The 13,915-nt window shown below is 66.9% G+C and carries 13 protein-coding genes and 1 tRNA gene; 8 read left to right on the top strand and 6 right to left on the bottom strand.

Annotated elements, in window-relative coordinates; translation table 11 throughout:
• Positions 1–22: 22 nt before the first annotated feature.
• The 5 genes from HNR02_RS27665 to HNR02_RS27645 form a co-directional block, all read right to left on the bottom strand.
• Entirely contained in the window at positions 23–1,072 is a 1,050-nt protein-coding gene (locus tag HNR02_RS27665; protein WP_179776495.1) for an LLM class flavin-dependent oxidoreductase, read from the bottom strand.
• A 507-nt stretch (positions 1,073–1,579) separates the two neighbouring features.
• A complete protein-coding gene (locus HNR02_RS36885; RefSeq protein ID WP_179777889.1) occupies positions 1,580–1,795 on the bottom strand; it encodes an SDR family NAD(P)-dependent oxidoreductase in 216 nt (71 codons plus the stop codon).
• A 591-nt stretch (positions 1,796–2,386) separates the two neighbouring features.
• Positions 2,387–3,538: an acyl-CoA dehydrogenase family protein gene (locus HNR02_RS27655; protein ID WP_179777888.1), complete on the bottom strand. Its 1,152-nt coding sequence runs from the start codon at positions 3,536–3,538 to the stop codon at positions 2,387–2,389.
• A gap of 26 nt (positions 3,539–3,564) precedes the next feature.
• On the bottom strand, positions 3,565–4,929 hold the full coding sequence (locus HNR02_RS27650) for an SLC13 family permease (RefSeq protein ID WP_179776494.1): 1,365 nt from the start codon (positions 4,927–4,929) through the stop codon (positions 3,565–3,567).
• Between the two features lie 45 nt (positions 4,930–4,974).
• A complete protein-coding gene (locus tag HNR02_RS27645; protein ID WP_312861186.1) occupies positions 4,975–6,183 on the bottom strand; it encodes a CaiB/BaiF CoA transferase family protein in 1,209 nt (402 codons plus the stop codon).
• 100 nt (positions 6,184–6,283) lie between these two features.
• Here HNR02_RS27645 and HNR02_RS27640 point away from each other — a divergent pair, with 100 nt between their 5' ends.
• Entirely contained in the window at positions 6,284–6,901 is a 618-nt protein-coding gene (locus HNR02_RS27640) for a TetR/AcrR family transcriptional regulator (RefSeq protein ID WP_179776492.1), read from the top strand.
• Positions 6,902–7,304: 403 nt separating this feature from the next.
• Positions 7,305–7,463 (top strand): hypothetical protein, encoded by a 159-nt coding sequence (locus HNR02_RS27635; RefSeq protein ID WP_376772953.1) that lies wholly within the window; start codon positions 7,305–7,307, stop codon positions 7,461–7,463.
• Between the two features lie 113 nt (positions 7,464–7,576).
• Here HNR02_RS27635 and HNR02_RS27630 read toward each other — a convergent pair.
• Positions 7,577–7,650, bottom strand: a tRNA-Leu gene (locus HNR02_RS27630).
• A gap of 231 nt (positions 7,651–7,881) precedes the next feature.
• On the opposite strand from HNR02_RS27630, the gene HNR02_RS27625 reads away from it, so the two are divergent.
• The 6 genes from HNR02_RS27625 to HNR02_RS27600 all read left to right on the top strand — a co-directional run bounded on the left by HNR02_RS27625 (position 7,882) and on the right by HNR02_RS27600 (position 13,797).
• Entirely contained in the window at positions 7,882–8,502 is a 621-nt protein-coding gene (locus HNR02_RS27625) for an ANTAR domain-containing response regulator (RefSeq protein WP_179776491.1), read from the top strand.
• Between the two features lie 283 nt (positions 8,503–8,785).
• Entirely contained in the window at positions 8,786–9,988 is a 1,203-nt protein-coding gene (locus HNR02_RS27620) for a branched-chain amino acid ABC transporter substrate-binding protein (protein ID WP_179776490.1), read from the top strand.
• Positions 9,989–10,078: 90 nt separating this feature from the next.
• The gene (locus HNR02_RS27615; RefSeq protein ID WP_179776489.1) at positions 10,079–11,074 is read left to right on the top strand and encodes a branched-chain amino acid ABC transporter permease; all 996 of its coding nucleotides are present in this window, start codon (positions 10,079–10,081) and stop codon (positions 11,072–11,074) included.
• On the top strand, positions 11,071–12,183 hold the full coding sequence (locus tag HNR02_RS27610) for a branched-chain amino acid ABC transporter permease (RefSeq protein ID WP_179776488.1): 1,113 nt from the start codon (positions 11,071–11,073) through the stop codon (positions 12,181–12,183). The genes HNR02_RS27615 and HNR02_RS27610 overlap by 4 nt, the downstream gene beginning before the upstream one ends.
• Positions 12,180–13,097: an ABC transporter ATP-binding protein gene (locus HNR02_RS27605; RefSeq protein WP_179776487.1), complete on the top strand. Its 918-nt coding sequence runs from the start codon at positions 12,180–12,182 to the stop codon at positions 13,095–13,097. The genes HNR02_RS27610 and HNR02_RS27605 overlap by 4 nt, the downstream gene beginning before the upstream one ends.
• The gene (locus HNR02_RS27600) at positions 13,084–13,797 is read left to right on the top strand and encodes an ABC transporter ATP-binding protein (protein WP_179776486.1); all 714 of its coding nucleotides are present in this window, start codon (positions 13,084–13,086) and stop codon (positions 13,795–13,797) included. The genes HNR02_RS27605 and HNR02_RS27600 overlap by 14 nt, the downstream gene beginning before the upstream one ends.
• Positions 13,798–13,915: the final 118 nt, after the last annotated feature.

Genomic DNA, 13,915 nt, shown 5'->3' with positions numbered 1-13,915 from the left:
CACGAGCGATCCGAGAGCAGCCTCACATGTCCCGTACGGCGGGAATGACCTTCTCGGCGAAGTTTCGCAGGTAACCGGCCGATTCCTCCCAGGTCATCCCGTGCCGGGTGGCCATCAGATGAAGTTCGTCAGGCCCGCCCTCTTCGTATGTGGCGCGGAGTTCCGCGATGGCCTGGTCCGGTGTCTGGAAGATCCGCTCCCAGTTCGGGATGTCCTCGGGTTTGGTCGGCGGCGCGTCCATCAGTAACGAGCTGTACGGGTGCACATCTCCCCGGCGGTAATGGAAATGCTCGAAGATTCCTTCACGGTGCTTCGCCCAGGCCCGCTCCGGGTCATCGGTGACGTAGCAGGTCCCGAACGTGTGGATCTTCGCGTAGTTGGGCTGCCTTCCGTTGCGGACACACGCCTCCCGCCAGCCGGCCAGCCATTTCTGCCACGTCGGCCCACCGGTCAGCCCCTGGAAAAACCCGCCGAGCCCACCGACATTCAGCCCCCGCTTCGCAACCCGGTCCATCGCCGCCGCGGAGAACGCCGCGACAACCCATACCGGCAACGGATTTTGCATCGGTTTCGGGTTGATCCACACATCGTCGAGATGCCAGCGCTTGCCGTGATAGCTGAAGGGCTCGTCCGAGCTCCAGCACCTCAGCATGATGTCAATGCCCTCGTCAAGCAGACTCGGCCGGAACTTCGGATTCACCCCCAGCATCGGGAATTCCATGTTGAAGGTCGGCCCGACCTGACCCAGGCCGACATCGAGGCGGCCGCCGGACAAGATGTCGATCACGGCGAGTTGCTCGGCGAGGAGGACCGGGTGGTAGAACGGCACCTGGATGATGTTGGTACCGATGCGTATCCTGTTGGTGTGGTGCGCGGCCGCGGTCAGCGTCACCGGAAGTCCCGGGTTGTATCCGTCCGGGTCGCCGTGATGCTCACTCAGGCTGACCGCGTCGAATCCGACGTTCTCCATCTCTTGCATGTGTTCGAACGCGCCACTGTAGAACTGGGACCATGGGCGGTGCCAGCCGGGCCTCGCGGGGTTGCGGAGATCATAGAGTACCCCGAATCGCATTCCTTAGTTTCCTTCCACTTGAGCCTGAGAACCGCAACCGACCGGCATCCGCCGGTGAGGTGGCGATTCGCCGGAGGTCAGCGTGCCGGCCACGGCGTGCGCCCGGCCGACGGCGTTTTCGACGCATTCGTGCCGGGCTCGCCGGTTCCGGTACCGGTAGGACGCACAGTCACCATCGCGAAGATGTCCGGATCGGACGTGCGCGGGCAGCGGTCGACGAGGGCGCCGCCGTTCACCGCGAGCCCCGCCCGCTTGTGACCGGGACAAGGGGAGCCTGCATGGCCTTCCGCCATGCCTCATGCTCGGCGCCCCCGTAACGCGTGACATTGAAGTAACCGTCGTGCGCGGAACTGCGTGTGACAGGGCACTGCTCTCGCATCGAGGTGCACACGTCGAGCACGTCGTCGCGGCTCAAGCTTGCGTCGTGGTGATCGAAGTCGGTTTCGGGGGCGCTGCGCGCCCGTCGTGCTGTCCATCCGACACACTCCGTTGTGTATTGACTGGGCTTCAGAAGCGGACAGGCAGTACAGCCTGCGTCATGAGGAACTGCGAGTCGAGGTTCACCGACAGCACTCTGCGCCAGGTGTCGTAGGTGAGCTCTGAGATGTCGACGAACGGGAAGATCCCGCCGTTGTCGACCAGGATGGCGCAGCGACCGTGCGCCCTCGACCCGATGGCTGCTGCACAGTGGGCATTCGGGGACCTCCCGGAGAATGTTGCCATGGGTGGCAAGAGCCCGTGTCCAGGAAGCACGTTAGCCGAGACGATCGATCCACCTGAGCCATTTTCCGCACCGCAACGTCCGCGAAACGACGTGCGCTGCCCGCGGATCCGAGGTTCACACCCCTGATCATCATTCGCGCCGGGCCGCGCGACACGCACGAGTCCGGCGTGGCCGAGGGCGCGCACAGTGGGTCGCTGACCGCGAGGCCGTCGACGAGCAAGGGCGGGTGCGGCTCGGCAGAAGCCGCACCCGCCTCTGTCCACCCGAGTCGAAACCGGCGTGCGCCGCCCGAACGGGCGGCGTAGTCGCAGGCTGAGTTTCTCGATCGGGTGCACGGGGCGTACGCGGATCAGGATCGCGACGTGATCGACGAGCGGTGTTTTCACCTTCCGGACGTTCGTCGCCGATGCGGAGAACGTGATCCTGCTCGGGACGCCCGGCGCCGGAAGGCAGGACTCGCGATCGGGCTCGACGTCGAGGCCACCCGAGCGGGCATTTGCCATGCGCGGCTCGGTGTTCCGCGCGCTGCACCCGCCGACGACCGCACTGCCCGATCTGGACCAACGCTTCGACCGAGGCGCAGGTGTGACTCATCTGCCCCACAGCGAGCGGCCGATGACCTCTTTCATGATCTGGGATGTCCCGGCGTAGATCGTGCTCGCCCGCGCGTCGAGGAAATCCCGTGCCACGTCGTATTCGCGGATGTAGCCGTAGCCGCCGTGGAGTTGGAGGCAGCGCTGCACGACGGTTTGCTGCAGTTCTGTCGTCCAGAGTTTGACCATGGCGGCGTCGGCGCCGGTGAGGCGGCCAGCGACCAGTTCCTCGACGCAGCGATCCAGGAAGACACGTGCAGCCTGGATTTCCGTCGCCAGTTCCGCAAGGTCGAACCGGACCGCTTGGAAGTCCGCGACTTTGCGCCCGAACGCTTCCCGTTCACGGACGTGGGCGAGTGTGCCGGAGAAGGTCCGTTCCATGCACGCGACCGCTGCGGCGGCGACGCTGAGGCGTTCTTGTGGCAGGTTCTGCATGAGGTAGCCGAACCCGTGCCCCTCCTTCCCGAGAAGGTTTCCGGCAGGTACACGGACATCGGTGAACGACAGCTCGGCGGTGTCCTGTGCTCGCAGGCCGAGCTTGTCGAGCTTGCGCCCTCGCTCGAATCCCGGCATGCCTCGTTCGAGAACGAGCAGGCTCAGTCCGTCGCGGCCGGCGGCGGGATCAGTGGAGACCACGGTGATGACGGTGTCGGCGAGTAGTCCGTTACTGATGAAGGTTTTGGCCCCGTTGACGATGTAGATGTCCCCGTCGCGCACGGCGGTGGTGCGCATCGCCTTGAGGTCGCTGCCCGCTTCCGGTTCCGTCATCGCGATCGCCGCGACGGTCTTGCCGGTGCACAGTCCCGGGAGCCAGCGCCGCTTCTGCCCGGGGGTGGCGAGTTCGTTCAGATACGGTGCGACGAGGTCGTTGAACCCGCTGAAGTTCATGGTCAGCGACACCGCGCCCGCGCGGCAGAGTTCCTCGATGACGACCAGGTTGAACCGGAAGTCATGAATGCCGCCGCCGCCGAACTCCTCGGCGACATCGATACCGAGGATGCCCGCCTTACCCGCCTTCGCGTACAGTTCCCGATCCACCACCCCGGTCCGCTCCCAGGCGGGCAGGCCCGGTTCGATCTCCTTCGCGACGAAGGACCTGACCATCGCCCGGAAGGCCTCGTGGTCTTCGTCGAACAAGGTTCGTTTCACGTCGGCGACTCCAGCGGGACGAGTTGCTACCAGGTTCCGAACGCGGCCCAGGCGAGGAGCGGGCCGAGCACGATCGAGCACATGCCATAGATGAGCAGGTGGCGGAAAAGCCGTTGTCGCTGTTCAGGGGCGGCGGCGCCGAGCAGCAGCCCACCGGTGATGCCGAGCGGATTGACGTCGACCAGCACGGCCGACAAGCCGACCGCGATGATCGCGTTGACGGGGGAGACACCAGCGGCGACGAGTGGAGCGATCAGCGGCACTCCGGTAGCGATCACCGCCAGTGAGGATGCGAAGAACGAGGTGACGCCGACGATGAGGCAGACGGCGAGCAGGGACAGTGTGGGGGAGCCGGCGATGGTGAGCACGCGGGTGATGCGCTGGAAAGCCCCCAGATGCTGCATCAGGCCGATGTAGGTGAGCAGACCCGCGATGAGAAGAACGATCTCCCACGGGAGGTGCCCGATGATCACCGAGGGTTGGATCCGCAGCAGCAGTTGAAGCGCGAGCGCGAGGGCCAGCCCGAGCAGTCCCAGATTCAGCTGGAAGACGGCGCCACCGATCACCAGGACGATGAGGGCGATGGCGACGCTGCCCAGGGTGAGCGAGCTGGGTTTCGGCGCCCGCGCCGCCGGTTGGGTCGCGGCGAGGGGGCGGGACAGTACAGCGGTGGGTGTGCCGCCTTCCGGGCTTGTCACGGTGTGGCCTGGCAGGACCTCGTCGCCGGACGCGGGTATCGGGTTCGGCGCGGACTGGCCGGCAGACCCGGCGCTGGTGGCGGCCGCGCGGAGGGACCGTCGCCCGGCCGCCATGACGATCAGGCACAGGACGAGGCCGGTGCCGAGTGAGGCCAGGAACAGTGCCGGGCCGGTTTCCGACGGCATGTCGATACCGGCTTTCGTCAGCATCCGTGGGACGGCCGAGCCGAATACCGCGATCGGGGAGAACAGACCGCAGGTGATTCCGTTGAGCATGGTCAGGCACAGCAGGATCGGCGGCAGGCCGCGTTGCGCTGCGACACCGAGGGTGATCGGCGCCATGATGGCGATTCCCGCCGCCGGAAAGGTGCCGATCGCGGTGATGAGTGCGCCGACCGCGAACAACAGCAAGGGAACGAGGATGGTCCTGTCGCCGATCGGGCGGAGTGCGGCCGCCAGCAGCCAGTCGGTCGCTCCGCTTGTCTTCGCCACGGCGAAGAAGGCGGTGATGCCGACGATCAGGACGAAGAAGTCGGCGGGGAAGAATTCCAGAAGCTGATCGATGCTCACGCCGGCGACGACCGCCACGAGCGCGGCCGCGGGAAGAGCAGCCACGGCGAGACTGAAGCGTGGAATGAACGCGCCGAGAAACAGCAGCGCGAGTATCAGTATTGACAGGGTTGCGGCGTCCATGGGTCAGACCTTCTGCGTCGTTGCGGGGCCCTTGCTGGAACGGTTTCAGATCACGCCGTCGGCGCGGAGCTGGTCGACGTCATGAGGCTCGAGTCCGAGCACTTCGGTGAGCACGCTGTCGGTGTGCTCACCGAGCCTGGGCCCGAGCGAGCGGATGCGTCCCGGGGTGGCGCTGAGCTTGGGCAACGGTGCGACCATCGGCAGTGGACCCCAGTCCGCGTCGGAGACGGTCGTAATGGTGCCGCGCTCCCGGTAGTGCGGGTCTTCGGCGATGTCGGCGATGCTCATGACCGGTGACGCGGGCACCCCCGCGTCGTTGAGGCGGTGGGCCGCCTCGTCGGCGTTCTGGGTCCGGGCCCAGTCCGCGATCGCGGCGTAGAGCTCGTCCTGATGTTCGATGCGTTCTTCGCGTGTGCTGAACCGGTCGTCTGCGACAAGTTCGCGACGATCCATGGCGCCCATCAGCTTGCGGAACAGGCTTTCGGTGCCGGCGTGGATCGAGATTCGCCGTCCGTCGGCGGTCGCGAAGTCGCTCGCCGGAACGATCTGGTCATTGCGGTTCCCTCGGCGTTCGCGGACCTCGCCGAAGACCGCATGCGTCTGCAAGGCGTTCTCCGACGCGCGAAAACCCGCCTCATAGAGGCCGAGATCGATGACCTGACCGGTGCCGCCGTTGTGGTCGCGGTCGTAGAGCGCGGTGACCGTGGCGAATGACGCCAGATACGCAGCCATATAATCGATCACGGCGTAGCCGGTGCGGGTTGGTTCGGACTCCGGCTCGCCGCTGACGTAGGTGAGTCCGGCGAAAGCGCTCGCGATCCGGTCGAAGGCGCCCCTTTCGCTGTACGGTCCGGACATTCCATAGCCGGTGATCTGGACGATCACGGCCTGGGGATTGAGCACCGCCATGGATCCAGGAGTCAGCTCCCACTTCTCCAGTGTCGGCGGGCGGAAGTTCATGACTACCACGTCGAAATGCGGAACGAGCTCGCGCACGAGCCGCTGCCCTCGCTCGCTGCGCAGATCGATCGTGACCGACTTCTTGTTGCGGCCCTCCTGCACCCACTGGAGCGACCGTCGCCCGGGTGCGGAGGATCCGGGACCGTTGCGGGTGAAGTCGCCCACTTCCGGTTGCTCGACCTTCACCACCTCGGCGCCGAAGTCGCCCAGCATCGTCGCCGTGACCGGTGCCGCCAGCACGGTGGCCAGATCGAGCACCTTGATGCCGGCGAGCGGTAGTCGTGAATCAGCCACGAACACTCCTCGTGTACGTACTGTTAATAACGAAGCGTTAATAACGGATCGTATGCTAGGCTGACTTTCGAGGGAACGTCAAGCGCCGAATGGGGAATGGATGACCGAGCAGGCGGGTTCAGCCACGCGACGACGCCGACGCCGTACCCGGGAGGAGACGGAGTCCGATCTCCTTGACGCCGCCATGCGCATCCTTCGCCGAGACGGTCTCCTTGAGGGAATCACCCTTCGCGACGTCGCCGCGGAAGCCGGGGTGAACCACGGGCAGATCTACCAGTACTTCGGTTCGCGGGAAGCCCTGCTGAGAGCGGCGATCGCCCGGCTGCTCCGCCAATCGATGGCCGAACGCCCCGCTCACTGGGCGCAGCCGTTCGCGCGGCGCAGGATCGCGATGTGGAAGTGGGCGCTCCAGCACAGCGACATTCCGAAGCTCGAGGCCCTGCTCGCCCTCGAAGGCGACGAGGAGCTCACGCTGTTCCCGGAGCTGGCGAGAACGCGGGAAGCGCTGGAGAAGGACCAGGCCGCCGGAACCCTGCCCGCCGACGCCGACGGAGAGGTTGTCCATGCCATGACGGCGGTCACCTACCTGGGCTACAGCATCTTCCGCGAGACGATCGCCCGCGAGCTGGGCATCGACGTGAACGAGTTGGACACCCGAGCCGGTGCCATATACGAGCAAATGGTCCAGCGGCTCGCGGGCGACTCCGGCCAGGCGTAGCACGCCGGGCCAGCCGGAATCACCTCGACGCGTACCGCCCAAGGGGTTACGTGGAGCCGTTGCTTCGGGTTCGAGACAGCCCGGTGTTCGGGCGAGGAGTAGCGGCCGTCGGCTGGCCGACCACGCCCGCGGGGGACAGGCTCTGCCGGCCGACTTCGCTGGGAACGAGAAGCTCGGCCAACTGGCGAAGGCGTATGAACGCGTCTGGGAGTTGGTGTGGGGCAGGCGAAGGGCAGTGGCCTGAGCGGTTTGCTGGTGCGTCCGGACGGTTTCGTGGCCTGTGCCGCGCTCCCCGTTGGCTGGGTGCTCCGGCTAGGTGAAGACGCCCGCGGTAGCGACCCGGACTCGCTTGCGTGCGGCCTGCTGGTCGTCGCCGAAGCGGTCGACACCCCAGGACCGCGTGATGGCCGCGGGCGCGCCTCCGACGCAGGTAGCCGAGTGGGCCGGGCATTCGGTCGCCGTCCTGCACCGGATCTACGCCAAGATCGTGGCCGGGCAGGAGGCGAGCGCCCGGCAGCGCATCGAGCGCGCTCTCGGAGTCGAAGACGTGGACCGCGAATAAACCGTGAACGCCCGGCGAGGGCTGGACAGACCCGGAGTCAGCCGGACAGTACAAGATCGGCCCCTCGTCCTGTTCGTGCAGGTGAGGGGCCGATTCTGACTGGTCTGGGGGAGTGCCCCCGGTGAGATTCGAACTCACACTGGACGGGTTTTGAATCCGTTGCCTCTGCCAGTTGGGCTACGGGGGCAGTGCAGCCAGACTTTACGCGCCCCGGCCTGGGGCTGAGCACCGGGGTAGCCCTGTGTGATCAGTGGTCACCGCAGGGGAAGACAAGCCAGCCGACACGCCGTGACCCGACGTGGTGAACACCATGCTGCGCACGTGGTCCACGCCATCCATTAACTGGATCGTTCCGGGTAGGCTCGTCCTGCGGTCGAAGCCGCGATTCCCATTCCGTCGAGCACGCAGGAGGACCCCGGTGACCGAAGAGGCTACCGAGGCCAGCGGTGTGGCCACCGCTCCGCAGCGTCGGGTGCTCGTCGCCGAAGACGAAGCACTCATCAGGCTTGACCTCGTCGAGATGTTGCGCGAAGAGGGATACCAGGTGGTCGGCGAGGCAGGCGACGGCGAAGAGGCCATCAAGCTGGCAGCCGAGCTCAAGCCCGACCTCGTGATCCTGGACGTCAAGATGCCCAAGCTGGACGGCATCGAAGCGGCGTCCCAGATCACCAACGACCGGATCGCCCCGGTGGTCATCCTGACCGCCTTCAGCCAGCGTGAGCTGGTCGAGCGCGCCCGTGACGCGGGCACGATGGCGTACCTGGTGAAGCCGTTCAACAAGCGGGACCTGGTACCCGCGATCGAGCTGGCCGTCAGCCGGTACTCGGAGATGCAGGCGCTGGAGGCCGAGGTCGCCAGCCTGTCCGACCGGCTCGAGACGCGCAAGGTCATCGACAGGGCCAAGGGCCTGCTCATGACCAACCAGGGGCTGACCGAGCCGGACGCGTTCCGGTGGATCCAGCGCACCGCCATGGACCGGCGCACCACCATGAAGGCCGTCGCCGAGGCGGTCGTGGACAGCATCGGCCAGAAGCAGTAACCCTGCGCGGTCGCGCAGGCGAAACAGAATCCTGACACCACTCCACTGGGCGGCTAAGTCGCTGCTCATCTGAGCGTGAGGTCACCCATGGTTAGCACCCGGTTGTTGCAATCCAGCAACCGGGTGTAAATCATGCATGAACTATGGTGACCCCCGTCACGATGTGGAAACAAGACAGCGCATAACGCTGTGCACCGCCACGTTGGACGGTTACGTTCAGCGCCCATCAGGTCCCTGCCAGGGACGGCCGTCGTCGGCGGCCGGCTGGATATTGGAGGAACGAGTGTCAGGAGCACGACTCACGCGAGTCCTCGTCCTTGCGGCGGCTGCAACGCTGGCGCTGGGTGCGTGCGCGGCGCGTGACGAGGGTGGTTCGTCGGGCGACACCACGGGCTCGGCGGCGGCGCCTTCACAGGCCGCCGACGCGGCGAACCCGCGTGGCGACGGCCAGGCGGTGTGCTCGGGTGTTTCCCTCGCGTACGCGGGCACCATCAACGGCACCAGCGCGGCGCTCGGGCAGAACATCCTGCGTGGTGCCGATCTGGCGGTCAAGCAGCACAACGAGGCCAACCCGAACTGCCAGGTCACCCTGAAGCAGTTCGACACCGAGGGCAAGCCGGACAAGGCGCCCGGCGTCGTCACCCAGGTCATCAACGAGGCCGACATCCTCGGTGTCGTGGGCCTGCCGTTCTCCGGTGAGTCCAAGGCCGCGGGCAACCTGTTCAACCAGGCCGGCCTGGTGACCATCAGCCCGTCGGCGACCAACCCGGCGCTGGCCGACAACGGGTGGAAGACCTTCTTCCGCGGCATGGGCAACGATTCCGCCCAGGGCCCGGCGGCGGCGAAGTTCATGACCGACACCCTCAAGGCCAACAAGGTCTGCGTCATCGAGGACGACACCGAGTACGGCACCGGCCTCGCCACGCAGGTCAGGGACGCGCTGGGCTCGAAGGCCTCCTGCGCGGACAAGGTGAAGACCGGTCAAACCGACTTCTCCGCAGTGGTCAACAAGATTTCGACCGAGGCGCCGGACGTCGTCTTCTACGCGGGTTACTACCCCGAGGCGGGACCGTTCGCGCAGCAGCTCAACGACAAGGCCGTCACCGCCAAGTTCGTCGGACCGGACGGTGTGAAGGACAACGAGTTCCTCAAGGGTGCCGGTGCGGGCGCGGACAACGCCTACTTCACCTGCCCGTGCGTCCCGGAGGACAACTTCAAGGACTTCACCGCCGCGTTCAAGCAGGTCGAGGGTGCCGACCCGGGCACGTACTCGCCCGAGGGCTACGACGTCACCACCATCCTGCTCAAGGGCATCGACAGCGGGGTCAAGGACCGCGCGGGCCTGCTGGACTTCGTCAAGAACTACGACGGTCAGGGCCTGACCAAGAAGTTCAAGTGGAACGACAAGGGCGAGCTCTCGGACACTCCGGTGTGGAGCTACCGCGTCGAAAACGGCAAGATCGTCAACAACGGCCAGATCAGCTGACGCAGGCGAGCAATCGGGCATGCACGCGGCCGACCGTCGCGTGCATGCCCGATCCATACCCGGGAATAGAGTGAATCCTTGTACCCCGCGATGACCCCATTCCTCGCGCAGTCCGAGCCCTGGATCTCCTTCGATGTGGCCGGCCTGGCGGAGCAGTTCTGGAACAACACCGTCGACGGCCTCGCGCTCGGCGGTATCTACGCCCTCGTGGCCCTGGGCTACACGCTCGTCTACGGCGTGCTCAAGCTCATCAACTTCGCCCACTCCGAGGTGTTCGTCGTCGGCGCGTTCGCGACCTGGCTGACGTTCTACGGTCTCGGTTTCCGCGCGGGCGCCACGCCCGTCCTGTCGGTCGCCGAGATCATCCTTTTCCTCGCCATCGCGTGTGTCGCGGCGATGGCGGTCTCCGGTGGCACCGCTGTGCTGCTGGAACGCGTGGCCTACCGGCCGTTGAGAAAGCGAAATGCCCCCCGCCTGGTCTTCCTGATCACCGCGATCGGCGCCTCGTTCGCCATCCAGCAGGGCCTGCGCCTGGTGTTCGGGCTCAACCAGCAGCCCCAGATCCGCCTGCTGCAGCCGGAACCGCTGTTCCGGATCTTCAACGCCACCGTCACCAACATCCACGTCATCCTGTTCGTGGCGGCGGTGCTGCTGTGGTTCATCGCCGACTACTTCATCAACCGGACGCGCCTGGGGCGCGGCATCCGCGCGGTGGCCCAGGACCCGGACACCGCGACGCTGATGGGGGTGAACAAGGAACGGGTCATCGTCATCACGTTCCTCGTCGGCGGGCTGCTCGCCGGCGCCGCCGCGTTGTTCTACATGATGCGCATCCCGCAGGGCGCCATCTACAACGGCGGATTCCTGCTCGGCATCAAGGCGTTCACGGCCGCCGTGCTCGGCGGGATCGGCAACCTGCGCGGCGCGCTGGTCGGCGGGTTCCTGCTGGGGCTCGTGGAGAACTACGGGCAGTCGCTGTTCGGTGGCGAGTGGAAGGACATCGTGGCGTTCGTCGTGCTGATCGTCGTCCTGATGTTCCGGCCGACCGGCATCCTCGGCGAGTCGCTCGGGAAGGCGCGGGTATGACGACCCAGACCGTGAGCGCGCCGCCGAAGCGGCGCTCCGTCCGCGAGCAGTGGAACAACCTGTCCCGGCCGGCGCAGTGGGGGATCCTCGTCCCGCTCGTCGTGCTGATCTACTTCCTGCCGGTGCTCAACCCGCCGCTGATCGCCACCACCGGCACCGACTTCCCGACCGCGATGTTCGATGTGGCGCGCTACGCGCTGGTGGCCATCGGCCTCAACGTGGTGGTCGGCCAGGCGGGCCTCCTGGACCTGGGCTACGTCGGCTTCTTCGCCGTCGGTGCCTACGTCGCGGCCCTGTTCACCAGTCCGAACTCCAGCCTGCACCACCTGCCCTACCTGTGGACGCTGCCGTTGGCGATGGCGGTGACGATGATCTTCGGGGTCATCCTCGGTACCCCGACCCTGCGCCTGCGCGGCGACTACCTGGCCATCGTCACGCTCGGGTTCGGCGAGATCATCCGGCTCGTCGCGGACAACGTCGGGCCGTTGCGCGGCCAGTCCGGTTTCGAGCGCGTCGGGACCGACGCGAACGGCACGCCGTTCTTCGCCAACGCCACCGCCTGGTACTGGCTGACGGTCACGATCATCATCGCGATCCTGCTGCTGGTCGGGAACCTGGAACGCAGCCGGGTCGGCCGGGCGTGGGTGTCGATCCGCGAGGACGAGGACGTCGCCGAGATCATGGGCGTGCCCGTGTTCCGGTTCAAGATCTGGGCGTTCGTCATCGGCGCCGCCATCGGTGGCCTGTCCGGTGCGCTCTACGCGGGCAAGCTCGGGTTCGTGAACAACCAGTCCTTCGACGTCGTCACCTCGATGCTGTTCCTGGCGGCGGTGGTGCTCGGCGGCGCGGGCAACAAGGTGGGCGTGCTGCTCGGCGCGGCCGTGGTGGCGTATCTGCCGCTGCGGTTCGTGCAGCTGGCCGAGTACAACTACCTCATCTTCGGCATCGCGCTGATCGTGCTGATGATCTTCCGCCCGCAGGGCCTGCTCGGCGCGCGTCAGCGGCTGCTGGCCCGCGGCCGCCAGGCCTACCGGCGCCTGCTGGGCCGCGGCGAGCAGATCAGCGGGGAGAGCGCGCTGGAGACTCACCCGAACGGAGGTCCCCGATGAGCCATCCCCACGAGGAGGCGCCGGTCGAGGGCGGTCTGGTCGCCGAGGTCGCGCGGATGAGCGCGGCGGAGCGCGCCGAGCACGAGGCCGAGGTCGCCGAGGCCGTCACGGTCGACCGGGACATCGACGTCGAGGTCGGCCAGACCCTGCTGGAACTGAGGGACGTGACGTTGAAGTTCGGCGGCCTGACCGCGCTGGACTCGGTGTCCTTCGGCATCCGCCGCGGCGAGATCCTCGGCCTGATCGGGCCGAACGGCGCGGGCAAGACGACGTGCTTCAACGCGATGACGGGCGTCTACCGGCCGACGTCGGGACAGGTGCTGCTGGAGGACCGCCCGCTGGGCAAGGCGTCCCGGCACCAGATCACGCAGCGCGGCATCGCCCGTACCTTCCAGAACATCCGGCTCTTCGGGGAGATGACCGCGCTGGAGAACGTGGTCGTGGGCACCGACGCCCGTCACCGGACCAGCGTCGTCGGTGCGCTGCTGCGGCTGCCGCGGCACCACCGCGAGGAGAAGACGGCGGTGGAGCGGGCGATGGCGCTGCTGGAGTTCGTCGGTATCGCCGACCGCGCGGCGGACAAGGCCAAGAACCTCCCGTACGGCTACCAGCGGCGCCTGGAGATCGCGCGGGCGATGGCCACCGAGCCGAAGCTGCTGTGCCTGGACGAGCCGGCCGCCGGGTTCAACCCGGCGGAGAAGGACGAGCTCATGGGGCTGATCCGCAAGATCCGCGACGACGGCTACACGGTCTTGCTGATCGAGCACGACATGAAGCTGGTCATGGGCGTGACCGACCGGATCGTCGTACTGGAGTTCGGCAAGAAGATCGCCGACGGACTGCCGTCCGAGATCAGGGAGAACCCCGCTGTGATCGCCGCCTACCTGGGGGTGCCCGACGATGACGCTGCTTGAGCTCGACGCAGTCTCCGTCCACTACGGACGGATCCAGGCGGTCTCGGAGCTGTCGCTGACCGTCGAGGAGGGCGAGATCGTCGCCCTCATCGGCGCCAACGGGGCGGGCAAGAGCACCACGATGCGGGCGATCTCCGGCATCCGCCCGCTGTCGGCCGGCCGGATCGCCTTCGCCGGTGAGGACATCACGAAGCTGCGGGCCGACCTGCGGGTGGTCCGGGGGATTTCGCAGGTGCCCGAGGGGCGCGGGGTGTTCCCGGGCATGACGGTGGCCGAGAACCTGGACATGGGTGCCTACGCCCGCAAGGACCGCAAGAACCTGGGGCCCGACCTGGACCGGGTGTTCGACCTGTTCCCGCGGCTGGCGGAGCGGCGCACGCAGGCCGGTGGCACCCTCTCCGGTGGCGAGCAGCAGATGCTGGCGATGGGGCGGGCGCTGATGGCCAAGCCGCGGCTGCTGCTGCTCGACGAACCTTCGATGGGGCTCGCGCCGCAGTTCATCCAGCAGATCTTCCGGATCGTCACCGAGATCAACAACCAGGGCACGACGGTGCTGCTGGTGGAGCAGAACGCGCAGCAGGCGCTCTCCCGCGCCCACCGCGCCTATGTGCTGGAGACGGGCCGGATCACCAAATCCGGGACCGGCCGCGAACTGCTCGCCGACGACGCGATCAAGGAGGCATACCTGGGCGTCGCCTGATCGGGTGGACTGTGGTCGTGGGTTCGAAGTTGCTCGGGACGCGGCGTCGGCCCGGCCGCACTCGCCGGGCGTGGAACTCGGCGACCGGAGCGCAGAACTCACGCACGAGAACGTGGGA

Origin of the sequence: Amycolatopsis endophytica (assembly GCF_013410405.1) — a bacterium.
Taxonomy (GTDB): Bacteria; Actinomycetota; Actinomycetes; order Mycobacteriales; family Pseudonocardiaceae; genus Amycolatopsis_E; species Amycolatopsis_E endophytica.
The sequence above is the reverse complement of the archived record's forward strand: the minus strand, read 5'-3'. Positions and strand labels throughout refer to the sequence as shown.